At 61.8% G+C, this 24,874-nt stretch carries 18 protein-coding genes; 7 read left to right on the top strand and 11 right to left on the bottom strand.

Annotated features, from left to right (window positions below; translation table 11 throughout):
- Positions 1–202 precede the first annotated feature (202 nt).
- The 3 genes from fabI to SJQ66_RS23970 all read left to right on the top strand — a co-directional run bounded on the left by fabI (position 203) and on the right by SJQ66_RS23970 (position 4,945).
- Positions 203–994 (top strand): enoyl-ACP reductase FabI, encoded by a 792-nt coding sequence (gene fabI / locus SJQ66_RS23960; protein ID WP_046153374.1) that lies wholly within the window; start codon positions 203–205, stop codon positions 992–994.
- A 775-nt stretch (positions 995–1,769) separates the two neighbouring features.
- Positions 1,770–3,347, top strand: coding sequence for an aldehyde dehydrogenase (NADP(+)) (locus SJQ66_RS23965; protein ID WP_046153376.1), 1,578 nt, complete (start codon positions 1,770–1,772; stop codon positions 3,345–3,347).
- A gap of 362 nt (positions 3,348–3,709) precedes the next feature.
- Positions 3,710–4,945, top strand: coding sequence for an NADP-dependent oxidoreductase (locus tag SJQ66_RS23970; RefSeq protein WP_236693554.1), 1,236 nt, complete (start codon positions 3,710–3,712; stop codon positions 4,943–4,945).
- A 20-nt stretch (positions 4,946–4,965) separates the two neighbouring features.
- Here SJQ66_RS23970 and SJQ66_RS23975 read toward each other — a convergent pair whose 3' ends face one another.
- Together SJQ66_RS23975 and SJQ66_RS23980 are read right to left on the bottom strand one after the other, a co-directional pair.
- Entirely contained in the window at positions 4,966–5,706 is a 741-nt protein-coding gene (locus SJQ66_RS23975) for an endonuclease/exonuclease/phosphatase family protein (protein ID WP_081764694.1), read from the bottom strand.
- A gap of 95 nt (positions 5,707–5,801) precedes the next feature.
- On the bottom strand, positions 5,802–8,078 hold the full coding sequence (locus SJQ66_RS23980) for a VTT domain-containing protein (RefSeq protein WP_320534625.1): 2,277 nt from the start codon (positions 8,076–8,078) through the stop codon (positions 5,802–5,804).
- A gap of 524 nt (positions 8,079–8,602) precedes the next feature.
- Between SJQ66_RS23980 and xth the strand changes: the two genes are divergently transcribed.
- Positions 8,603–9,382, top strand: a complete 780-nt coding sequence (gene xth / locus SJQ66_RS23985) for an exodeoxyribonuclease III (protein ID WP_024901271.1) — start codon at positions 8,603–8,605, stop codon at positions 9,380–9,382.
- Between the two features lie 32 nt (positions 9,383–9,414).
- Here the strand turns inward: xth and ntrC are convergent, their stop codons facing one another.
- The 3 genes from ntrC to glnA all read right to left on the bottom strand — a co-directional run bounded on the left by ntrC (position 9,415) and on the right by glnA (position 13,819).
- Positions 9,415–10,998 carry a nitrogen regulation protein NR(I) gene (gene ntrC / locus SJQ66_RS23990; protein WP_046153378.1) on the bottom strand — a complete coding sequence of 528 codons (1,584 nt, stop codon included), beginning with the start codon at positions 10,996–10,998 and terminating at the stop codon, positions 9,415–9,417.
- 5 nt (positions 10,999–11,003) lie between these two features.
- A complete protein-coding gene (gene glnL, locus SJQ66_RS23995) occupies positions 11,004–12,179 on the bottom strand; it encodes a nitrogen regulation protein NR(II) (RefSeq protein ID WP_024901273.1) in 1,176 nt (391 codons plus the stop codon).
- Between the two features lie 224 nt (positions 12,180–12,403).
- On the bottom strand, positions 12,404–13,819 hold the full coding sequence (glnA, locus tag SJQ66_RS24000) for a type I glutamate--ammonia ligase (RefSeq protein WP_024901274.1): 1,416 nt from the start codon (positions 13,817–13,819) through the stop codon (positions 12,404–12,406).
- 514 nt (positions 13,820–14,333) lie between these two features.
- Here glnA and SJQ66_RS24005 point away from each other — a divergent pair.
- On the top strand, positions 14,334–14,861 hold the full coding sequence (locus tag SJQ66_RS24005) for a rhodanese-like domain-containing protein (protein WP_024901276.1): 528 nt from the start codon (positions 14,334–14,336) through the stop codon (positions 14,859–14,861).
- A 146-nt stretch (positions 14,862–15,007) separates the two neighbouring features.
- On the opposite strand, the gene SJQ66_RS24010 is transcribed toward SJQ66_RS24005, so the two are convergent.
- The 4 genes from SJQ66_RS24010 to SJQ66_RS24025 form a co-directional block, all read right to left on the bottom strand.
- Complete coding sequence (locus tag SJQ66_RS24010; RefSeq protein ID WP_024901277.1) at positions 15,008–15,823, bottom strand: competence/damage-inducible protein A; 816 nt, start codon at positions 15,821–15,823, stop codon at positions 15,008–15,010.
- Between the two features lie 53 nt (positions 15,824–15,876).
- Entirely contained in the window at positions 15,877–16,731 is an 855-nt protein-coding gene (locus SJQ66_RS24015; RefSeq protein WP_320534626.1) for an EI24 domain-containing protein, read from the bottom strand.
- A complete protein-coding gene (hrpA, locus tag SJQ66_RS24020; RefSeq protein ID WP_320534627.1) occupies positions 16,715–21,217 on the bottom strand; it encodes an ATP-dependent RNA helicase HrpA in 4,503 nt (1,500 codons plus the stop codon). The genes SJQ66_RS24015 and hrpA overlap by 17 nt, the downstream gene beginning before the upstream one ends.
- A 69-nt stretch (positions 21,218–21,286) precedes the next feature.
- Positions 21,287–21,436, bottom strand: coding sequence for a hypothetical protein (locus tag SJQ66_RS24025; RefSeq protein ID WP_176025971.1), 150 nt, complete (start codon positions 21,434–21,436; stop codon positions 21,287–21,289).
- A 23-nt stretch (positions 21,437–21,459) separates the two neighbouring features.
- On the opposite strand from SJQ66_RS24025, the gene argA reads away from it, so the two are divergent.
- On the top strand, positions 21,460–22,881 hold the full coding sequence (argA, locus tag SJQ66_RS24030; protein WP_046153381.1) for an amino-acid N-acetyltransferase: 1,422 nt from the start codon (positions 21,460–21,462) through the stop codon (positions 22,879–22,881).
- Between the two features lie 34 nt (positions 22,882–22,915).
- Positions 22,916–23,194: an oxidative damage protection protein gene (locus tag SJQ66_RS24035; protein WP_024901281.1), complete on the top strand. Its 279-nt coding sequence runs from the start codon at positions 22,916–22,918 to the stop codon at positions 23,192–23,194.
- A 50-nt stretch (positions 23,195–23,244) separates the two neighbouring features.
- Here the strand turns inward: SJQ66_RS24035 and rpiA are convergent, their stop codons facing one another.
- Positions 23,245–23,943, bottom strand: coding sequence for a ribose-5-phosphate isomerase RpiA (gene rpiA, locus SJQ66_RS24040; RefSeq protein ID WP_024901282.1), 699 nt, complete (start codon positions 23,941–23,943; stop codon positions 23,245–23,247).
- A 102-nt stretch (positions 23,944–24,045) separates the two neighbouring features.
- Positions 24,046–24,798, bottom strand: a complete 753-nt coding sequence (rlmB, locus tag SJQ66_RS24045) for a 23S rRNA (guanosine(2251)-2'-O)-methyltransferase RlmB (RefSeq protein WP_024901283.1) — start codon at positions 24,796–24,798, stop codon at positions 24,046–24,048.
- Positions 24,799–24,874 lie beyond the last annotated feature (76 nt).

The following is a 24,874-nucleotide window of genomic DNA, read 5'->3' on the forward strand; positions in this document are numbered from 1 at the left end:
TCCCTCTCACCGCGTCAACACATCCGCCGCAAACGCCATCGTCGCGATTGCCTGCATCGGCCAATCGATGCGCAAGCACCGTTAGGGACGTGCGGCCACAGTATGAGAGAATTGCGCCAGCCGTGCCAGACGCTGCCGCACGCGGGCAGATGAACATCGGTACTTTTTTTGACATGCAACAGTTACGCAATACGGAGATCTCATGGGCTTTCTCGCCGGCAAACGCATCCTGCTGACCGGGCTCCTGTCGAACCGGTCGATCGCCTACGGCATCGCGCAAGCCGCGCACCGCGAAGGCGCCGAACTTGCCTTCACCTATGTAGGCGACCGCTTCAAGGATCGCATCACGGAGTTCGCGAAGGAGTTCGACAGCGAACTGGTCTTCCCCTGCGATGTCGCCGAAGACGAACAGATCGATGCGCTGTTTACCTCGTTGAAGCCACACTGGCCAGAATTCGACGGCATCGTGCATTCGATCGGCTTCGCGCCCCGTGAGGCGATCGCAGGCGATTTTCTGGACGGCTTCACGCGCGAGAACTTCCGCATCGCGCACGACATCTCCGCTTATAGCTTCGGTGCGTTGGCGCGCGCGGCTAGCCCGATGCTGCGCGAGAATGGCGCACTGTTGACGCTTACCTACCTGGGGGCCGAGCGAGTCGTACCGAACTACAATACGATGGGGCTCGCCAAGGCATCGCTGGAAGCCAGTGTGCGCTATCTGGCATCGTCGTTGGGTCCGCGCGGCATTCGTGTAAACGGCATTTCGGCCGGCCCGATCAAGACGCTGGCTGCCAGCGGCATCAAGGGATTCGGCGGCATTCTCGAATTTGTCGAGAAAAATGCACCGTTGCGCCGCAATGTGACAACCGAACAAGTCGGCAACGTTGCCGCCTTCCTGCTGTCTGATCTGGCAGCAGGTGTGACTGGCGAAATTACCCACGTCGATAGCGGTTTCAGCACGGTCTCTGGCGGTATCCCCACCGCGGCCGCTTAAGCCGGATCGTCCGCGCCGCAGGGAAAATTTCCGCGGTAGCCCGGCGCGGCACCGCGTACGGCACCGCGCAAACAACACGCAAGGCAACACGACGACAAGCTTGCAAGTCGCCGGCAACAATACGGCGCCTGACATGGAAGCGCACGAAACGGCGAAGGTACGCGAGTCGTTTCGTCGTGTTTCGGACACGCTAACATCCCGCTCTCGATCACGTTGTACGACATCATTCCTCATGCCAGGCCAAGCCCACGCATGACGGCTGCCTCGCTGGCTGTATCCGGCGTTACCGGGCCACGTTCCACTCGACGCGTCTTTCGTTTCATATACCTCGCACGCCCAGGGTTTCCCCTATACGGCCGGATAACTATCGCTGGCAGCGGCGTCAATTCCCATGGTATCGCTACCATGGCATGTCATTTACCACCATAATCTGGGCCAGCAGCCTTGGTTTCTCGGCCATTTCATGCGAGCATGTGCGGGATATAGGGGACGTTAACAAATTGGTTCGATAAATGGCGGGCGGCATGAAAGGCAACGTTGCGACCTGACGTGACGGGCATTGGCCTTCCGCGATCGTGTCCGGTACGGCGAACCACATTGTCCGATGCTAGTCCATGCATCCCTCGGACGATACGGGTATGTAGCCGTGGCCCTTGCTGGTAGCCGGTGGCAATCTTTTATCATCCGATTAACGAAGACGTAATTGTCTGACATCACATCTTGACGTCCGCTTTTTCATCAACGGAATGCCATTCGAACACTAACAGGAGATGACATGACGATCAAAGGCGAAGCACTGATTGGCGCAAATGCCCAGCGTGGCACCGGCGCATCTTTCAAGGCGTTCAACCCGACGACCGGCGAAACGATGGAACCGGCATTCGCTTCCAACACGGCGGCCGATGTCGATCGTGCCGCGGCATTGGCAAGTGCGGCGCTTGATATCTACCGCGAGACGTCACCCGAAGTGCGGGCGGCATTTCTAGAGCGCATCGGCGACGAGATCGTAAAGCTCGGCGACGCACTGATCGAACGGGCTACCGCGGAGAGCGGCCTACCCACCGTGCGGTTGCAAGGCGAGCGTGCCCGGACCGTGGGCCAGTTGAAAATGTTCGCCCAATTGCTGCGCCGGGGTGATTGGATCGATGCTCGTATCGACGTCGCCCTGCCGGATCGTCAGCCGTTGCCGCGCCCGGATCTGCGACTGCGCCGTATTCCGATCGGGCCGGTTGCCGTCTTCGGCGCCAGCAATTTCCCTCTTGCTTTCTCTGTCGCCGGTGGTGACACGGCCTCCGCGCTCGCTGCGGGTGCCCCGGTGATCGTCAAGGCACATCCGGCGCACCCAGGCACCTCCGAACTGGTGGGCCAGGCGATTCAGGCAGCCGTCAAAGGTGCGGGCTTGCCCGAGGGCGTCTTCTCGATGTTGTTCGACAGCGGCTTTGAAGTCGGGTCCGCGCTGGTGGCGCATCCGGCAGTGGCAGCCGTGGGCTTCACCGGCTCACGCCGCGGAGGTCTCGCACTGATGAAAATCGCGCAGGAACGCCCGGTCCCCATTCCCGTGTACGCCGAAATGAGCAGCATCAATCCGGTTTACCTGTTGCCCGCCGCGCTGGCTGCGCGTGGCCAGAAACTGGCCCGGGGGTTCGTTGATTCGCTCGTCCTTGGCACCGGCCAGTTCTGCACGAATCCGGGCGTTGTGCTGGCTTTGGCAGGTCAGGATTTCGAGGCATTTGTCAGCGCTGCCGCAGAAGCGCTGGCGGCGAAACCGGCCGGCGTGATGCTGACGCAAGGTATTCAGTCCGCGTATCAAAATAGCGTCTCGCGATTGCAGTCGCGCAAGGACGCACGCGCCGTGGCGCAAGGCCAGGCAGGAAGCGGCTGCCGTGCCCAGCCGCAATTGTTCCGCACGACAGCCGCCGAATTGCTGGGTGACGAAGCATTGGCGGAAGAAGTATTCGGCCCGGCATCCCTGCTGGTCGAGTGCAAGGATCTCGCGGAACTGCATGCGTTGACGGAACGCCTGGAAGGTCAACTCACCGCAACGCTGCAAATGGACGAAGGCGACCACGACATCGCGCGCAGCCTGCTGCCCGCATTGGAACGCAAGGTTGGACGTATTCTCGCCAACGGCTGGCCGACCGGCGTCGAGGTATCAGATGCCATGGTCCACGGCGGCCCCTTCCCGTCTACATCCGACGGCCGTTCGACATCGGTCGGCACCGCGGCCATCGAACGCTTCCTGCGTCCCGTGTCGTATCAGTCGTTGCCGGATGCGCTGTTACCGGCTGCGCTGCAAGCCGCCAATCCGTGGAAACTGCCCCGTCTCGCCGACGGCAAGCACCGCGTCGACTGATACGGCCACGCGGCCGCCAGTCCCGCGCTGAACGCCTCCTCGAAGCAAAAATCGCTCCGATGTTGCACGATACAGCGATGTCGCGGAAGGAGGCGCCACGGAATCGGAGAGGACCATACGCGGAAGGTTACCGTTACAGCACGTAACAATTGCAACCGCGAACGATTCCCGGGGTGCATTTCGGTATTGCGAGCGCAACGTCCAAACGTTTGTGCGGCGTCGCCTTCCGGAGCATCCACCCGTGGCATCGCACCACTGGCGGAAGTCTTGCTGAATGTGCGCGGAAAACCCGGTATTAGGCACGTGTCTTGCACGTGACGCTTGAGGCGCCGTGCCAGCGGCGCAGCCTTGCGGAGCGCATCATGACGCCATCATCGACCGGATCGGCCTCTCCCTCGTCCACACCGCGGACAAACATCAAACAGACCGCCAAACGAGCGGGTATCGCGAGCGGCGACATGCATGCCGGGCCACGTGTCACGCGGCCCGGCAAAAACGGTGGCGCTATCACGCCTACCGCCGGAAGTATTCGCACCGAAACCGTCCTTGAAGGGAACACGCGCTCGGTGCGCATCCACGCCTTCGGTGGCCCTGAAACGTTGCGCATCGATACCATTGCGTTGCCGTCGCTGCGCGCGGGTGAATCACTGGTTCGCGTCGAGGCGGCAGGCGTCAACCCCCTGGATTTCAAAATCCGCGAAGGACGCTCGGTCCTCGTTGATGCCGGCCAACTGCCTTATGCATTGGGGCGTGACTTCGCAGGGGTCGTTGAATGCGTCAGCGGCGAGGGCACCGGGCTGCATGTTGGTGACCGTGTCTTTGGGATGTTGGGCATCGACCGCGGCGCCTATGCCGAGCATGTTGTCGTCAAGCCTGGCGAAGCGTGCATCCGGCCCGCGCAACTCGGGGCGACGGAAGCCGCTGCCGTCCCGGTCGCGGCGTTGACCGCATGGCAGGGTTTATTTGATCAGGGCCGGCTGCAGGCGGGTCAGAGCGTCCTGATCCTGGGCGCGGCAGGCGGCGTGGGTCACTTTGCAGTGCAGTTCGCGCGTGCCCATGGCGCCTATGTGATTGCGCTCGAACAAACGGAGGAAGGCGCCGATTTTGCCCGGTCAATGGGAGCGGATGTCTCCATCGACATGTCACACGAAACCTTCGAACCCGCCGTCCTCGCCGCACTTGCGCATCGTACGGCGGGTACCTCCTTCGCCCTACCGCAACAAACCTCGCCGGCCGGCGTCGATGTGGTGTTCGATCTGATAGGCTCCGAGATACAGCATCGCGCATGGGACGTGCTACGCGATGGCGGTGCATTGATATCGACAGTCATGGAGCCGTGCGAATACGAGGCCGCGCTGCGCCGTGTCCGCGCGCGTCACTTCGTGGCACACCCCAGCGCCGCGCAATTGCGCGATATCGCACAGTTGATCGAGCGCGGTCAGGTCCGCGTTATCGTCGAGGACACTTATGGTTTCATGCAGGCTGGCGATGCGCATCAACGGTTGCAGGCAGGAACCGTGCACGGCAAGCTCGTGCTGACCACGCGGCCGGACGCGCCGCCGCGCGCGAAACGAACCGCGGCCAAGCGCGTCAACTGAACGACCTGCCCGAATCCACGTCACCGATCGATCTGCGCGACCAGCGGCAAATGATCGGACGCCTGGCGGGCAAGCGCCGTGCGATGCACGGCAACACGCACCAAGCGCTCTCGCGGACGCACCCAGACCCGGTCGAGCGCAAAGACAGGGAATCGTGATGGGAACGTTCGTGGCGCGTGCGTACGCTGAAAATGCGTCGTCAACCAGCGTAATGTCCTTCCCCACAGGAACCATTCGTTCAAGTCACCCGTGAGGATCACGGGCATGTCCCGCGTATCGAACGTCTTGAGCAAGGCCCGGACTTGCGCGCGTCGCTCCGCCGCGCGAAGCCCCAGGTGCGTGGCAATGAAGCGAATGCGATGACCATGGCAATCGATGTCGGCATCCAGCGCGCCACGCGGCTCCCGCGCGCCGAACGATAGGTCGATTGTCCGGCTGGTGATGATTGGATAGCGGCTCAACACCGCATTGCCGTAACGGCGTTCCGGAGTATCGATCGTCACGCCTTCCGCATGGTGGAAACCCGTCATCCGCACGAGATGGCTCAGCACATCCGGCATCAGGTCCCCACCGAGCGGTACCTCCTGCAATGCGATGACGTCCGCGTCGATCTCCGCGAGCACGCCGGCGATGCGATCGGGGCGGCGTTCACCGTCCCTGCCTACCGCGCCGTGAATGTTGTACGACGCGATGCGCAATGGCCAGGGCACGGCATGTTCCACGCGCGCGTGCGCACGTTCCTGCGCGTCGCCCTGCAACAGGACGTTGGCGTCGAGCGTGACATCCAGATCGGCCAACAGCTTTTCTCCACGATCGATGATGTATTTCCCAAAAAAAACGATGCCGATGACGGCGATCAGGAGGTGGATGAAGCCGAAGGTTTTGCCGTGCGCGTGGACAGTGGACCGCGCCGCGGAGCAGCGACAGCATCCGTAACGTCCTTGCCCTGTTGCCTCCGCTGCTGGTTTCGATTCGCTTCCCGCTTACGGAAAAATCGCTGCAACGCAATCGACAATCCGACAAGGGTAACGCCAATGGCCAATAGCGCCGCGAACGAACCGGCGGTCGGGTGACGTAATGTCTGCACCAATTGATGGGCAAATGAGACTGTTACGATGATGCCGGGCCCCATGCCGATCAAGGTTCCCAACAAGTAGTCTCGCAGGCTGATCTGTGACGCGCCGGCGATCACATTCACCACGGTGAATGGCGCAACAGGTAGGATGCGCAAGATCACCATCGCCACAAGCCCCCGTTCCGCCAATCGCTCGGAAAGTCCATTGATGCGTGGACCCGCCAGACGCCGGACCGTTTCCCGGCCTAACCGGCGCCCCAGCATATAGGTGACGGTCGCACTCGCCGCGGTCCCGACGAATGCATATGCGCCCCCCTCGACGGCACCGAACACCAGACCCGTGGCGGCGATCATCAAGGTGATGGGCACGGACACAAGCCCCCCGATGACATAGGCCGCCAGGATCACCAGCGGACTGAATGGCATGCGCGCCAGCATCTGCGTCACCTGCGTCAACATCCCGATATTCATGTAGTGCCGCAATGGTGTCCATTGCCATAGCACCGCCAGGATCGCCAGCAGCAATGCGAGCAAACCAAGACGCGCATAGCGCCCGGACAGCCGTCGACGCTTCTCCTCGGGGACAAACTGCGCTACCAGTGCCTCGGGCGCAATGGGCGTTTCAGGATCGATGATCGCCTCCCCCGGCACCAAATTGTCGAGGTCCGGCGTGACCACGGGATCGTGACGCACCAATGAGCGCTCCCCTCCTCCGAGACGATCAATGGCCTGGAGAATGGAGCCGGTTCGCGCTATCTCCTCGCCTACGCGCATCGGCTCCTGTCCCAGATGCTCGGCAAGCAAGCGGTTACGCATTGCCGCAATCGCATCGCGCACGCGATGGTCCGAGCCTTCCATCAGCGTATGAGACGGTGAACTGCCTTGGACACCGGCGGTGCGCACTGCCTCACCGCCCGCCGTGGTGGTGGCATGCGTTGGAACGGGATGCCTTGTCGCGCCATCGAGCGCGATATTGCATTCGGTATCCAGCACCATCGATCGGTTGTTCAGATTCGCGGAACCGGCGAACAGGAAGTCGTCATCGACGAACATCACCTTGCTATGCACATTCACGCACCCTTCCCCGAGGCCCGGCACGTGAGGACAGAACATCCGGTAGCGGTGCTCGTCGGCAGTTGCCCGCAGGTCTCGGTGCAGACGGGCACGCAGCACGCCCATCGTTGCTTCCTGCAGCCAGCCACCCTCCACCCGACGGGAAACGATGACCACTTCCGGACCGTCCTTCTCCTGCAAGCGATCACGCAACGCTTCACCGATGATGCCCGATGTGAAATATTGGTTTTCGCATAGCACGTATCGCTTCGCGCGATGGATGGCATCAAGATACATCTGACGGATTTCCTGCACGGGCTGGCGCCCGGCGTACTCCGGCTCGGTCCGGCAGATCGCCAGTGACACGTCCTCCACGTCAGGCGTCACCGATACCGGCCAGGGATCGTGCGCGGCGTTACGCATCTGGGCGCTCAGTACCGCGACGCGCCGGCCGTTTGCGCGAAGCCAGCGCTCGCGCACCAGATCGCCAATGGCTGCCGCCGCGGCGCCGTCGAACATGACCTGCACATCGTGAAACGGGCCGTACGGGTCCCCGTTCGGATCGCGGCGTCGCGGTTCGTTCGCCGCATGTGCCTGTGTGTCCCAACGCGATCGTGTCAGGTCCAGGCCACCTACGAACGCGACGCGGTCATCGATCAGCGCGATTTTCTGATGGTGCGAGCCGCCCAGCGGATGTCGCCCATCTTGCAAGAAGGCGAAGCGGCGATGCGCCCGCCACCCCATCTTGAACACAGGCAACCATTCACGCTCGAACGCGTACAGCATCGCGAAATCCCAGCTCAGCACGTAGACTCGCAGGTGCGGCCGCGCGGCCACGATGGCGTGCAAGAAATCGGCGAGCTGATCCGGAAAACCATCGTGTGCGCCACCCGGCACCAGCTTCATCCGGCTGTCGAGGTCCCACCCCAAAATGAAAACGGTCTGCCGGGCATTGCAGATAGCTTCGCGCAACGCCGTAAAATATTCCTCGCCGTCAATCAGCATGCGGAAGCGACGCGCGTGCTCCACTCGCCAGCAATTTTGACCAGGACGAAAGAAACTTTCGCCTTGATCATTCTGCGGTAATGCGGCGTCTGAAGAAGGAGCGTCTGCTGTGACCAAAATCGAATTCCCCGAATAGCATGCGGGTTGCAGGCGATGTGCCCGAAGGACAGCGAACAGGTGACAACGCAATCAAAAACCACGTCTACGGGCGATGTAACCTTTCAACTATTAAGCAAAACCTGTTCCATAGCGTTTTCAAGGAGGGGCCAGGGCAAGCCCATGTGCCGTAGTGCCTGGCCGTCGATTTACCGCACGACGTTTTATTGCCGTCTCGCGTGTTTGCCGTGATCGGTCATGCATCACAAACGGTACGACAGGGCAATAGCGCGTAAAATGCCGGAAATCTGTCACGAACGACCTGTGACATGGGCCTTTCCGGCTGCCTGGTCGCGGCAAGGGTTTTCGCGACGCCTTGAGGCTCGGCGTAAGGTGTCCGCAACGATATTATTTAGATAGAAACATCGGTGAAAATAGCTACCTGGAACGTCAACTCGCTCAAAGTCCGTCTGACGCATGTTTTAGATTGGCTGGCAGCCAATCCGGTTGATGCCTTGTGCCTGCAGGAACTGAAGCTGACCGACGATAAATTCCCCGTCGCCGAGATTGCCGCGGCTGGCTATCGCAGCTTTTTCATTGGTCAAAAGACGTACAACGGCGTGGCGATCCTTGTGCGCGAGGGACTGGAAATCGATGAAGTCGATCTGATCCGGAATATTCCTGGTTTCGATGATCATCAACAACGGCTGATCGCCGTGACAGTGTCAGGCGTACGCGTGATTTCAGCGTATTTTCCGAATGGCCAGGCCCTCGGCACCGAAAAGTTTGCCTACAAGCTGCAATGGCTCGCGGCGCTCGAGACATGGCTCGAACAGGAACTGGCGCGCCACCCACGGCTGGCATTGACCGGCGATTTCAATATCGCACCGGAGGACCGTGATGTGCACGATCCGGCGAAATGGCAAGGGCAGAATCTCGTGTCACCCGAAGAACGGGCCGCATTCGCGCGATTGCTGGGGATGGGCCTGGTCGACAGCTTCCGCCTGTTCCAACAGGAAGGAAAATTATTTAGCTGGTGGGATTATCGAATGTTTGCATTCCGACGCAACGCCGGCTTGCGAATTGATCATGTGCTGTTGAGCGAGCCGCTGGCCAAGGCATGCACCGGATGTGAAATCGATAAGACTCCCCGTGCCTTGGAACAGCCTTCCGACCACACGCCCGTTATAGCAACAATCGCCATCTGATACCCATCAGACCCTCTGGCAAGTGCAAGGCCTTATGCCTCCAGATCCAGTTCCTGGATTTTACGGGTAATCGTATTACGACCGATGCCCAGCCGCTCGGCCGCTTCGACCTTTCGGCCACGAGTGAAATCCAATGCCTCCTTGATCACGGCGGCTTCGAAACGGCGTGTCATCTGATCCATCACATCGGGTGCGCTGCTGCGCAACAGCCGTGCAACCTCGCTGCGCAGGCTGCTCTCCCAACTCTCCGCGCGATCACCCACCCCACCACCGGTCATCACTCCGCCGTCGCTTGCCGTGCTCGCGCTAGCCGGTGCCAGGCCGCTGCCGACGTTAGGCGACAGACTGTCGAACGCGCCCGCATCACTACCGGGCTCAGCCGGCAAGACGGGCGCGCCCGAGCCGCTGCTCAGGGCATTCCCGCCCTCGCCCAGGCTCGCGCTTACCGTACCCTGCGTACCGCTGGAACGCATTTCGGCAGGCAGGTCCTTGACCTCGATCGTCTGCGCCGGCGCCATCACCGTCAACCAATTGCACAGGTTTTCCAATTGCCGGACATTGCCCGGGAAAGGCAACGTCGACAGATACCCCAGCGCATCGTCGGTGACGCGCTTTGGTTCGACCCCGAGGTCACGGGCGCTTTTCAGCAGGAAATGTTTTGTCAGCAACGGGATGTCATCGCTCCGCTCCCGCAAGGGCGGCAGCCGCAGGCGAATCACGTTGAGTCGATGGTACAAGTCCTCCCGGAACATGCCCTGGCGTACACGCGTCTCCAGGTTCTGGTGCGTTGCCGCGATCACCCGTACATTCGCCCGAAGCGGGTTGTGTCCGCCAACCCGGTAGAACTGTCCGTCGGATAACACCCGCAGCAAGCGGGTCTGCAAATCGAACGGCATATCGCCGATTTCGTCGAGAAACAGCGTGCCGTTTTCCGCTTGCTCGAAGCGCCCCTGCCGCATTGCCTGCGCGCCGGTGAAAGCGCCACGCTCATGGCCGAAGAGTTCGGATTCCAGCAGGTCCTTGGGAATGGCCGCGGTGTTCAAGGCGATGAAAGGACCATTTGCGCGCGGACTATGGCGATGCAAGGCGCGGGCGACCAGTTCCTTGCCGGTCCCGGATTCGCCCGTGATCAAAACCGTCGCACTTGAATTGGACAGACGCCCGATTGCCCGGAACATGTCCTGCATCGCGCTGGCCTGGCCCAGCATTTCTGGCGCTTCTGTCGGCCGTTCGTCGTCGTGATGTTCACCACGCTGACTTTCCTCCACGGCGCGCCGGATCAATTCCACGGCGCGGTCGATATCGAACGGTTTCGCCAGGTACTCGAACGCACCGCCTTGAAACGCCGCCACGGCGCTATCGAGGTCGGAGAAAGCGGTCATGATGATGACCGGCAAACCCGGTACCCGCTCGCGCACCCGTTGCAACAGGTCCAATCCCGAGCCACCCGGCATCCGGATATCGGACACGAGGACCTGGGGACGATCGGTCTCCAGCGCGATCATCGCATCGCGCACATTGCTGAAGCTACGCGTGGCGAAGTTCTCCCGCGCGAGGGCTTTCTCGAGAACCCATCGGATCGATTGATCGTCGTCTACTATCCAGATCGGTTTCATAATCTTCAGTAGTTCAATGGCAACAGGATCTGGAATTCGGTCTTGCCGGGCCGGCTTTCGCACTCGATCAACCCGTCGTGCTGCTGAACAAATGTTTGTGCTAGCGTCAATCCAAGACCACTACCATCTTCGCGACCTGATACGAGTGGGTAGAAAATGCGATCCCGGATCTCGTCAGGAATGCCCGGCCCGTTATCGGTGATACGCAAATCCAATGCCAGTTTGCACTGGCGCTTCGCGATGACCACCCGCCGCGCGATTCGCGTCCGGAATTCAATCACCGCCGTGCCCTCCGTAATCTGCACACGCAACGCTTCGGCCGCGTTCCGTACGATATTCAATACGGCCTGGATCAATTGTTCCATGTCACCGCGCAGATCCGGCACCGACACGTCGAAGTCCCGTTCGATCGTCAAGCCGCGGGGGAATTCGGCGAGAATGACCGCCCGCACGCGCTCGAAGACTTCGTGAATATTTACGTCGCGAACGATATGCGGATGTCGATGCGGCTCCAGCAAACGATCCACCAAGGTCTGCAGCCGATCCGACTCCTTGATGATGACCTGCGTGTATTCCTTCAGTTCACGCGCATTGCCATTCAGTTCGAATTCGAGCAACTGCGCGGCGCCCCGTATGCCGCCCAACGGATTCTTGATCTCGTGCGCCAGGTTGCGGATCAACTGCTTGTTGGCGGCTGAGAGGTCCGCGATGCGTTCCTCTCGGTCATTGCGCAACTTCTGTTCGTTCTCGAAAACTTCCACCAGCAAGTAATCGGGGACCGATTCCAATACGCCCAGCACGGCCAACACGCGCAATGGCTCGTGACCATGCCGCTCGATCACGGCGTCCAGATGCGTTGCCTGGAAATAATCCTGACTCAATGCGGTGATCGATTCAAGCGGACCGAGGTCGCTTGTGAACAGATCCCCCCAGGCCATCTGCGTCAATTGCCGGCGAGACAATTCAAGCAATGCTTCCGCAGCGAGATTGGCGAAAACGATGCGCCAGCTACTGCGCTCAAGGACCAGCACGACCGACGGCAACGCCTCCAGGCCTGGCAACAATCCAGCATCGCACAAGGCCTGCGGCGCAGCAACGCCACTGGCATTGGCAGGGGCGACGGACGTCGCCGCCGTTTCAGTCTGGGACTTGCGTCCTCGCATAAGAGTCTTCAGTACCATCGGAGAATCGAAGCCTTGGTTTCCGGGTGGTATCAGTGGCACGCACGCGCCATCACGCAACGAAAAAGGGGACGGCACACCACCGTCCCCTTTTTCGTTGCGTGGCGCCCGTGGGTCGGATGCCGATTCAACTGACATCGGACCCCGGCGCCTCGCGGTACCGGATCTCGGACGGAAGGGCGGTGGCAGGCCTAGAAAACCGCGCCCCCGTGCCCGACCTTCGATCAGAGCGAGTAGTACATGTCGAATTCGACCGGATGGGTAGTCATGCGGAAACGCGTGACTTCATCCATCTTCAAGCCGATATACGCGTCAATCATGCCGTCCGTAAAGACACCGCCACGGGTCAGGAACTCGCGGTCCTTGTCGAGAGCCTCGAGTGCCTGGTCCAGGCTCGCGCACACGGTCGGGATCTTCGCATCTTCTTCCGGCGGCAGATCGTACAGGTTCTTGTCGGCAGCCTCGCCCGGATGGATCTTGTTCTGCACGCCGTCCAGACCGGCCATCATCAGCGCGGAGAATGCCAGGTACGGATTCGCCATCGGGTCCGGGAAGCGCGTTTCGATACGGCGACCCTTCGGATTCGAGACGTGCGGAATACGGATCGATGCCGAGCGGTTACGTGCCGAGTACGCCAGCTTCACCGGCGCTTCGAAGCCCGGAACCAGACGCTTGTACGAATTCGTCGTCGGGTTCGTGATGGCATTCAGCGCACGGGCATGCTTGATGATGCCGCCGATGTAGAACAGCGCGAATTCGGACAGGCCTGCATAACCGTCGCCTGCGAACAGGTTCTTGCCATCCTTCCAGATCGATTGGTGCACGTGCATGCCCGAGCCGTTGTCGCCGACGACCGGCTTCGGCATGAACGTTGCCGTCTTGCCGTATGTGTGTGCGACGTTGTGTACGATGTACTTCGTCAGCATCGTCCAGTCCGCGCGTTGCACCAGCGTCGAGAACTTCGTGCCCAATTCGTTTTGACCTTGACCCGCCACTTCATGGTGATGCACTTCGACCGGCACGCCAGCGGCTTCCAGTAGCAAGCACATTTCCGAGCGCATGTCCTGGAACGTGTCGACCGGCGCCACCGGGAAGTACCCGCCCTTGACGCCTGGACGATGGCCGGTGTTGCCGCCTTCGATCTTGGCCTTCGACGACCACGGCGCTTCTTCCGAACCGATGGACACGAACGAGCCCTGCATATCGACATTCCAGCGGACCGAGTCGAAAATGAAGAATTCCGGCTCCGGACCGAAGTACGCCGTATCGCCCAGGCCCGAGCTCTTCAGGTAGGCTTCCGCGCGCTTTGCCAGCGAGCGCGGATCGCGCTCATAGCCCTTGCCATCCGACGGCTCGATTACGTCGCACGACAACACCAGTGTCGACTCTTCATAGAACGGGTCGATGAAGGCAGTCGATGCGTCGGGGATCAACAACATGTCCGACGCCTCGATACCTTTCCAGCCGGCGATCGAGGAACCGTCGAAAGCGTGGCCGCTCTCGAACTTGTCTTCGTCGAATGCCGACACCGGCACCGACACGTGCTGTTCCTTGCCTTTCGTGTCGGTGAAGCGGAAATCGACAAACTTGACGTCCTCGTCCTTGACGAGCTTGATGACGTCGGCCACGGTTTTGCTCATTACATATCTCCAGATAGACCATTGCAGCGGCGATACGTCGCCGCCACGTGTGTGCACGTGAGGTACTGCAGGTTGTTGTTGCCAGTTCTGCGTTGTGTTGCCCGACGGATGCCGCGCGCCTGCCGCATTCGTGCCACGCCCGAGTGCGGCGCACACGTGCCGTCCGGCAACACGCCGGGCGGATAGAACCCATAATGCATGAAGCGTGCCCGATGCACCGCAACGAGGCGTGGGCGCGCTATCCCGGCGCGGCCACTACGTTTTTTTTTGTCCATCGCCGCGTGCATCGACATTCCGCACATCGCACGCCCCATGATAAACCCGTTACGCACCTATATAGAGCATATTCGCGCACCAAAATGGATATTGCACCAATTTTGGGCGCGCATTAGCCACTTAGCCTGCTTTCGGCGCCACGGAGCCGTTGCTAGAATACGCTCAACCATACTGACCGCGCGGCATGACGGATCGATGACGACTCGATGCAACGCGGCTTGCCCCAGGACATGACACGATGACCGCTTCCAGCTCGTCCCCTGCCGCCCCCGCGTCCGCTTCATCTCCCCAGGCCGATACCGCCGCAGCAATCCTGGCGCGGGGTACAAATCGCGGCAAGGAGGCCGGCTTGTCGTACGCCGGCGCATTGACACCCGACGAGGCATTTGGCCTCCTTCAGCTCACGCCCGAAGCCTTGCTGGTGGACGTCCGGACGCTGGCGGAATTAACCTGGGTCGGCCAACCGGACATTCCGCGGGACCAGTATGCGCATATCGAGTGGAACGGCTGGCCGGGCGGCGCGCGCAACGACGCGTTTATCGAGATGCTTCGCGGGGCATGCGGTGCGCTTGGTGCTGATCGGCCGGTGTTAATGCTTTGCCGTAGCGCCGTACGCTCCAAGGCAGCAGGGCAATTAGCCGCCGCACACGGATTCTCCCACGTGTTCGACGTATTGGAAGGGTTCGAGGGGGACAAGGACACCGCCGGTCACCGCAAATCAGTGGGCGGCTGGTGCTGGCGTGGCCTGCCCTGGCGCGGAGCGTGATCGCGACGACGGCTTTTACCGCCGAGTCCGCCCCCAAGAAGGCGCGCGCAACGGGCACGGCTGAACGACAGACGCTACGCCGGGGCGTGCCGTGTGCCGTGCCGAAAATCGGCGACCGCAAGTCGCCGCGCGAATCTGGGCGCGTGTCAGCCGCCTTTGCCGGCCGAGGGGGCCTCGACCATTTCCCCCCCTAGCGTAGTGATGCCATCGCGGAGAACGGCAAAGGCCGCTTCTACCGATACCGCATCGCCCTTTACGCCGAGGTCGATATGGTGTCGCGCATACAGCGCACCACGCTGGGCATCTCCGACGCTGGGCAAGCTGAACGCCTTTACGGTCGGAAACGTCGTCTCGATCTGGCGCATCAACGGCGCGATGGTCGATTCGGCCAATCCAAACACCAGGATCGATCGTTCTACACGCGTGTCCACATGATGCAAATGCGCGTAATGCGTGTCCAGCACCCATTCGATCATTGGCCAGGCCATGACTGGAAAGCCCGGCACGAAGTGGTGATCAGCAACGCTGAAACCAGGAATCTTGTTGTACGGATTCGGGATGATCGCGGCACCCACGGGAAATTCACCCATTTTCAGCCGCTGCTGGTTCTCCGGCAGCGCCAGATCGGGCTGCGCGTGGCCCGTCATGTCTCGCATCCGCTCCACGATCAACGCCTTCGCGGCGTCATGCAGCGCGAGCGGCACGCCAAGCGCCTCGGCGGCGCATTGCCGCGTGTGGTCATCCGGCGTCGCGCCAATGCCGCCAGTGCTGAACACCACATCGCCGCCCGAGAGCGTCCGCCTCAACGTTGCTGTGATCCGCGCGGGATCGTCGCCAACGTATTCAGCCCAATCCAATGACAGGCCGCGGGCGGCCAACAAACCGATCACCTGCGACAGGTGTTTGTCCGTGCGACGGCCGGAAAGAATCTCGTCGCCGATGATGATGATGCCGAATGCCATGCCGGAAACCCAAGGATAAGGACAGCGCGTTCTGCCAGACTTTCCAGCATACCTCACGCATCCCGGACTTGCCTGACCGGGGGCGGTGTTTCCTCACGCAGCGCTTCCAGCGCGCGCAAGCAGTAATGCCCGAACCACAGCGCGGAGAATACGAAGATCACGACGTAGAGCCATACGGAAATCAAGGCGATGACCGGGAACAATACGATTGTGATCGCCGACGTCGCGAACAGCAGTGCCGGCACCGCGCCCAGCAAACCACAAACAATACCGATCGCGAGCAACGGCGTACGATGACGCCGCAACAGACTGCGACGCTCGTCGGCGCTAGCGTGCAACGCCAGTGCGTCGTAACTCATCATCCGGTAGGTGAGCCAGCCCCACAGCGCCGGGGGCACGATCGCCATGAATGGGGGGACGAACCACAACGGCAACGTCACGATCATCAGGACGCCAAAGATCAGGGTCGACCACGTTCCGTAGCCGATACTGCCCAGCAGGCTGCCGCCGTGCAGTGCATCCAGATGGGCGAAGCGGCGCCGGCTTAGATGCGCGATCACCGCGGGCATCGATGTCACGCCGATCAAGAGCAGAATCGTGACGACAATCAATGGAATGGCGACGGCAACAACCAGGAACGGCGCGAACACCAAATGCAACCCACCTAATCCGATAAACGCGATCGCCCGTTCGACCCCGTCCAGTACCGGCCACTGCGCGAGAAAAGCGCGCACCCAGCCGGTGGCGCGTTCCCAACCGGCGTATAACAACAGCCCCCAGATAGCCGCGGACATGACGAATGGGGCCACCGTCAACCACCAGACACGTGGATTAAAAAAGCCGGAAATCGCACGCGCCAGCGACGCGATGACTTCCGTATTTTGTCGAAACTCACCGTTGGAGCGCATCCCACACCTTATGCAGACGTTTAACGGACACCGGCATGGGTGTCTTCAATTCCTGCGCAAATAAGGAGATGCGCAGTTCTTCCAGCAACCAGCGGAACTGCTCCAGCCGCGGATCGGAACCCGCCCGCCATTGCGACGCCATGCGTTGATATTGCGTGCGCAATGGCGCCATATCAAGACTCGCCCGCGCGTCGCGCTGAGGATCGGCCTTCAGTTTTGTCAAGCGCACGCCAATGCCTTGCAAATAGCGTGGGAAATGCGACAACTGCGCGTAGGGCGTCTCGGCGATGAAGCGCTTGCCAACCAAGGCGCGCAATTGCTGCAACATGTCGTCGTGCGGCGCACCGAAACTTTTCGCCTGCGCTAGTTTTTTGCTGACATCGGTGTACTCCGTCAGGATCGTTGCGACTAACCGCGACACCTCCTGCGCCAGCAAGGACAACCGCGCCCGCCCTTCGTCGCGACGGACCGCAAACGCGGCATCGTCGTCCGGAAGCGGCTCGACCAAACAGGCGCGTTCAATCGCGCAATCCAGCAATTGCGATCGAAGTTCGTCCTGTGTGCCGAGCGACATGTACTGCATCGCCATCTGCTGCAGTCCCGGCAAATTCTTTTCGAGGTACTTCAACGGCTCTCGCAGTTGCAGCGCAAACAAACGCCGCAGGCCGATGCGGTGGGTCGTACCCGCCTCTTCCGGCGAGTCAAATACCTGCACTTCGACATGCGTCCCGCGATCCACTAGCGCCGGATAGCCATACAGGGTATTGCCACCTCGACGAATTTCCAGCAGTTCGGGCAACTTGCCGAATGTCCAGTTCGTCAGGTTATCGTACAGCGCGGTGCCGGAAGCCGCTGAGGCACCGGCGTCAGCGGAAACACGCGCGCCATTTCCCACAATGGCGGTTGCAGCCGACGTGCCGGTGCCCAACCGCGGCGTGACGTTCCCTGAGTTACCCCGTAGTAAGCCACGCTTGCCCGCGCCATCGCGGGCATCGCGCATGTTGTCGCCATCGTCGTCGGCCGACTCGGCCACCGTGCTGGCCAATGCGATCTGCGCAAATTGCTGTTGCGCCTGACCGCCGTATTCCACGCGCAGCGTGGACAGGCTACGCACCATGGCCAACTGACGGCCGTGCTCGTCCACGAGCTTGAAATTCATGAACAAGTGCGCCGCGAGCGTCTCCAGCTTGAAATCCGATGGTCGTATCGATTGTTGTGTCAGCGCGCGGATATCGGCGCACAACGCGTCCACGAGACCCTCCGCCACCATCGTGCTGCCACTGCCATACACGCGCGGCGCATGCCGGTCCAGGAACCCGGCCGCATAGTCGGGCAACGGCACGCAATGGCGTCGCAGCTTTTGCGGCAATGACTTGAGCAAGGCCTGCACCTTCTCCTTCAGCATCCCCGCCACCAGCCATTCGCAACGTCGCTCGCCCACCTGATTCAACGCAAAGAGGGGGATTGTCAGCGTGACACCGTCACGCGGCGAACCCGGCTCGAAGTGATACGACAACCCCATGTCCTGACCGGCAATGGCCACCCGTTTCGGGAACAGGTCGGTGGTGATCCCGGCCGCCTCGTGCCGCATCAGGTCGTCACGCGACAGATACAACCGTTTTGTCGCCGGCTGGCCCGGCTCTGCGGAAGTACCCGCATGACCCTCGGTGTCGGTCTTCCCGCCCGACCCGTTTTTGCCCACGGCACTCCCCGCGTGGCGATACCATTTCTCGAAATCCACCGCGGTGCAGACATCGGCCGGAATCTGCTGATCGTAGAATGCAAAAATCAGCTCGTCGTCGACCAGCACATCCTGTCGTCGTGACTTGTGTTCGAGTTGCGCAATGTCCGCCAGCAGCCGGCGGTTATGCGCGAAAAACGGCAGCCGCGTGTCGAACTCCCCTTCGACCAGCGCGCCGCGGATGAACAGCTCGCGCGCCCGGGCCGGGTCGCGCTTGCCGAAATCAACCCGTCGGCGCTGATAGATCGGCAAGCCGTATAGCGTCGCGCGCTCGAACGCCACGACCTGGGCCGCCTTCTTTTCCCAATGCGGCTCGGAGAGCGACGTGCGCAGTAAATGGGACCCGACCTTCTCGATCCATTCCGGTTCCACCCGGGCGACACACCGCGCATACAAGCGCGTGGTCTCGATCATTTCAGCGGCAATGATCCATTTTCCCGCTTTCTTGCCGAGCGTCGAACCGGGCCACAGATGAAACTTGATACTGCGCGCGCCGAGATAGTGGGGCTCGTCCTCGGCGCGCATGCCGATATTGCCGAGCAGTCCGGCCAACAGCGCCAGATGCACCTGCTCGTAGGTCGCCGCGGCTTCGCCCAGACGCCAGCCCTGCTCACGCGCCACCGTCAATAACTGCGTGTGCACATCGCGCCATTCGCGTAAGCGAAGATGCGACAGGAATCGCGCACGGCATTGATCGATCAGTTGCCGGTTCGTTTTCTTGTGTTCAACCGCTTCGGTGAACCATTTCCAGATGTTCAGCCAGACCAGGAATTCCGAGCGCTCGTCGGCAAACTGCCTATGCGCCTGGTCCGCCGCTTCTTGCGCTTCGAGCGGCCGGTCGCGCGGATCTTGCACCGAAAGTGCCGATGCGATGATCAGCATCTCACGCAACGCACCGCTGTCCCGTCCCGCCAGGATCATCCGGCCGACCCGCGGGTCCAATGGCAGCCGTGCCAACTCTCGCCCCAGCTTCGTCAGGCGGTTGTCATCGTCGACCGCACCCAGTTCCGCCAACAGCTGATAGCCGTCGGCGATCGCGCGGCCGGTAGGCGCCTCCAGAAACGGAAAGGTCTCGATATCGGTCAGGTGCAGCGACTTCATCCGCAAGATGACCGACGCCAGCGATGAGCGCAGGATTTCAGGATCGGTGAAACGGGGCCGTGACTGAAAATCGGCTTCGTCGTAGAGACGGATGCAAACACCATCGGCTACCCGTCCGCAACGGCCGGCGCGCTGGTTCGCCGCAGCCTGCGATGCCGGCTCGACCTGCAGTTGCTCGACCTTGTTGCGATACGAATAGCGTTTGACGCGCGCCAGACCGGTATCGACGACATAGCGAATGCCCGGCACGGTAAGGGAGGTCTCGGCAACGTTTGTCGCCAGTACGATGCGTCGCGCGTTCGACGGTTTGAAGACGCGCTCCTGCTCCGCCGCGGACAGCCGCGCGAACAGCGGCAGGATCTCCGTATGCGGCGGATGATGCTTGCGCAGCGCCTCCGCGGCCTCGCGAATTTCGCGTTCACCGGGCAGGAATACGAGCACGTCACCGGAGCCCACGCGCGCGAGTTCGTCCACCGCGTCGACGATGGCATCGATCAAATCACGCTCGGCGCGGCGGGTGCCACGCGCGCTATCCCCCGCCGCCTCGCGCTGCGCGTTCGTCGGCGTGCGGCGCCCCTCACCGGGTTGCGCCTTTGTATCGCCTTTCGCCGCGACACCGGCCGGCCCCATACCGTCTGGCTGAACCGGACGATAACGGATTTCGACGGGATACAGACGCCCGCTGACCTCGATCGCAGGCGCCGGAATAATATCGTCCTCGGGCGCGACGGGCCGGCCGTCGCGATCCTGGGCCGACTTGACGGATCGCGTTGGCGCACCCTCCGCGGATACGTTCGTCATCGGCTGTGGCGAGGACTCGCCGGGACGCCGCGGACGACCAAAGTGCCGCGCGAAACGCGCCGCGTCGATTGTCGCGGAGGTGACAATCACTTTCAGGTCGGGCCGCTTGGGCAGCAACTGCTTCAGGTAGCCCAGCAAGAAATCGATATTGAGGCTACGCTCGTGCGCCTCATCAATGATCAATGTGTCGTACGCACGCAACATGGGGTCCGACTGCGTTTCCGCGAGCAGGATACCGTCCGTCATCAATTTGACCGATGCGCCGGGCGACAATGTGTCGTTGAACCGCACCTTGTAGCCGACGATCTCGCCAGGCGGCGACTGCAATTCGTCCGCGATGCGTCGCGCGGTTGCCGATGCGGCAATACGACGCGGCTGCGTATGCCCGATAAGACCCGTGCCCCCGGCGCCGCGACCTCGGCCGAGCGCCAGGCAGATCTTTGGCAACTGGGTGGTTTTGCCGGAGCCGGTTTCGCCACTGACGATGACCACCTGATGCGCGGCAATGGCACGTGCGATCTCTTCCCGGCGCGAAGAGACCGGCAGCGCCTCGGGAAAAGTGACGACGCCTACCGGGTTGGCGGGCGGGGCGCTCCGGGCCGGGGACGCTGCAGGATCGGTCCGCGCGCCACGACGGTCTGGATCACGCCGTGCGCCTTGGCCAGGCGCGCCAGCGGGTAAGTCGGCAGCGCCACGTGCCCGGCGCGCGATACCCCCGGCGTCGGCAGGGCGATCGGCGGGCGCGTCAGGCATGGGCGGCCGCACGGCATGCGCCGATGCGGTTTCGGGGGCGGTGGGCGCAGTGGCGCGCGGCGGGCGATCAGGTTTGGCAGCATTCGACATAGCAGCGCATTATAATCGCGCCATGCGGCCCACACCGCCGCTGCCCGTGCGCCGCAAACGCCCATCGGCTCATTCACCGGCGTCCGCGCGAGCGATGCCACGCCATTTACCGTAATTCCATCGCCACTGATACCGCCGCTGTGACCGATCCGCTTCGCCCTCTCCCCAGCACGCCCCGCGCAGCGCAAGCGCCAACGTCGCCGCAATCAGTGCCCACACCGGAACACGACACCGTGTCCACCATGCCCGCACGCCCTGTTGCCGTAACACCCGCGTCGATCGCGGCGACATCTCCCGCCGCGTCCGGCGGTGCATATCGCCCCTCCGCGGAAGCCGAGGCGGCGACGCAGGCGCAATTCGTCGATTGGCTGCGCGCGGTCGCACCGTATATCCATGCGTTTCGCAATAAGACCTTCGTCGTCGCATTCGGCGGCGAGCTGGTCCGCGATGGCGCGTTGAACGCGCTGATCCAGGACGTGGCGCTGCTGCATGCGATGGGTATGCAGATCGTGCTCGTTCATGGCTGCCGGCCGCAAGTCGAGGACTCGATGCGCTTGCGCAACCTCGAGTCGCAATTTGCTGGCGGCATGCGGATCACCGATCCGCCGGCGTTGGAATCCGCGAAGGAAGCAGCGGGTGAAGTCCGCCTGGACATCGAGGCCGCCATCAGCCAGGGCTTGCCGAACACACCGATGGCGCACGCACGCCTAGGGATCGTCTCCGGCAATTTCGTGACGGCGCGTCCGGTCGGCATCGTCGATGGCGTGGATTTTCAGCACACCGGCATTGTCCGCAAGGTGGATGCCGACTCGATTCGCCAGGCATTGGCGAACCGCAAGCTTGTACTGCTGTCGCCACTGGGCTTCTCACCCACGGGCGAAGCGTTCAATCTGGCGATGGAAGATGTTGCCACCACGACGGCCATCGCACTGCGTGCGGACAAGCTGATTTTCATCACCGAGCAACCGGGCGTCCTGAGCCCGGACGGCACGCTGGTGCATGAACTGTCACTGGACGATGCCCAGCGGCTGCGGGACGCGCATCACGACGGCAGCGCCACACTGGACGATGACGTCGGCTTTTGCCTGAAGCATGTCGTGAAAGCCTGCCGCAGCGGCGTGCCGCGCGCGCATTTGATTCCGTACACGCTGGATGGCTCGATTCTGCTTGAACTGTTCTCACACGACGGCGTGGGCACGATGGTCGCTTATGACAATCTGGAAAGCCTGCGGGAAGCGACGCCGGACGATGTCGCCAACATCATCCAGTTGATCGAACCCCTGGAGAACGATGGCACGTTGGTACGTCGCGATCGGCACCAGCTCGAACGCGACATCGATCACTTCTCCGTGATAGAACACGATGGCGTCTTGTTTGGCTGCGTCGCGTTGTATGCCTATCCGCAGGAGAAGATTGGCGAGATGGCTTGCCTAACCGTGTCACCGGAAGCGCAAGGCTCCGGTGACGGCGAGCGACTGATGAAACGTATCGAGCAACGGGCACGGGCACGCGGCCTGAACCGTATTTTTGTATTGACCACCCGTACCGAGCACTGGTTCCTGAAACGTGGGTTTGTCAAGGCTTCGGTCGACGATCTGCCGGAAGACCGGCGGCGCCTGTACAACTGGCAGCGCCGCTCGCTGGTGCTCATCAAGCAGCTGTGAGAATAGCTGGAACCATCAAAGAAGGAGCAACATCATGGCGCGAATCGTCCACTGCGTGAAACTGAACAAGGACGCGGAAGGTTTCGACTTCCCTCCAGTGCCGGGGCCACTGGGTCAGCGAGTCTATGAAAGCGTCTCGAAAGAGGCCTGGCAGGAATGGCTGAAACAGCAGACGATGCTGATTAACGAGAACCGCCTGAACATGGCCGATGCCCGCGCGCGTCAGTATCTGATGAAGCAGACCGAAAAATACTTCTTCGGAGAAGGCGCGGATACCGCTACCGGTTTCGTTCCGCCGCCCAGCGCCGAATAACCGGTGGCAGTGCCGGCAACGCTGCCGGTGCTTACCGTCACCCGTCCGTATCAGGCATAGTCGACCGTTTCCACGCCCTGCGCCGTGGCAAACATGCCGATACGTGCGCGATGCAGCGCGAACACCCCCACCGTCACCACCCCGGGCCATTCCACTACCTGCCGCTCGAACGCCAATGGCGCGTCAATGCGCAATCCCGTGATATCGAGAATCTGCTGACCATTGTCGGTCGTGAACGGGCTACCGTCGGCTTGCGTACGCAACACGGGCGTGCCGCCCATCGCGATGAAACGGCGCGCGATGGCCTCACGCGCGATCGGCACGACTTCCACCGGCAACGGAAAACCACCCAGTACCGGTACGCGCTTGGATTCATCGGCGATGCAGAGAAAAGTCGGCGACATGGCCGCCACGATTTTTTCCCGCGTCAGCGCCCCACCGCCGCCCTTGATCATGTTGCCAGCAGCATCGATCTCATCGGCGCCGTCGACGTAGATAGGCAGCGAATCGACGTCGTTGGCATCGATCACCAGGAAACCATGGTCCTTCAGCCGTTGTGTGGTCACAACCGAGCTTGATACGGCTCCGCGATAACGCGCACGGTGTGGCGCCAGGGCGTCAATGAAGCAATTCACGGTCGAACCGGTACCCACCCCCACCACGGCGCCTTCGGGTACCGATTTCAGTACATAGTCCGCGGCAGCCTGACCCACCCAGCGCTTCAACTCATCCTGCTTGGCTTTATCCATTATTGTCGCCCCTGCTGATTGTTCGTTTGCGTCGCATCGTGCCGCGTCGCGCATTCGCTGCCCTTGTGTCCAGCGTGTTTCCACACCGCATGCCACGCGCGCTCAGGCCTTTGGCGTTGCCACCATCCGTTGCCGCACCGACTCGAACAAGCAGATGCCGCTTGCCACCGAGACATTCAGGCTCTCGACGCTTCCCCGCATCGGAATGTGCATCAACTCGTCACACGTCTCCCGGGTCAGGCGTCGCATGCCCTCGCCTTCGGCACCCATGACGATAGCGACCGGACCTTCGAGCTTGGTCTGGAACACGCTCGGCACGGCGTCGTCGGACGTGCCAATGATCCACACACCGGCATCTTTCAACTCGCGCAGTGCACGGGCGAGATTCGTGACCATGATATACGGAGTGGTTTCCGCGGCGCCGCTGGCAACTTTCGCCACCGTCGCGTTGATGCCGACCGCCTTGTCGCGCGGCGCGACCACCGCGTGCGCGCCGGCCGCATTCGCCACGCGCAGGCAAGCGCCCAAGTTGTGCGGATCGGTCACGCCATCGAGTACCAACAGCAGCGGCGGCCCTTCGACGACATCGAGCAGTTCCGTCAACGACTGCGCCAGCGGCGCCTCGGCGGCCAATGCCACCACGCCCTGGTGATCACGACCGCCCGTCATCTTCGTCAGACGTACGCCGTCCGCGGCGATGAGGCGCACACCCGTTTCCTTCGCGCTCTTCAGGAAGTCGAGCATGCGCCTGTCACGCCGCGACGATTCGTAATAAATCTCTTCGACACTGGCCGCATCATGCCGCAACCGGGCCGTGACCGCGTGAAAACCATAAAGGACCCTGGACTTCGCCATGCTCGATACCTGCTGCTGTCAAAAAGAAATGAACCCACGTCCGACGGGATGCCGGCGTGGGTCAGTGATACCGCGT

Origin of the sequence: Robbsia andropogonis (assembly GCF_034047095.1) — a bacterium.
In the GTDB taxonomy this organism is placed as follows: Bacteria; Pseudomonadota; Gammaproteobacteria; order Burkholderiales; family Burkholderiaceae; genus Robbsia; species Robbsia andropogonis.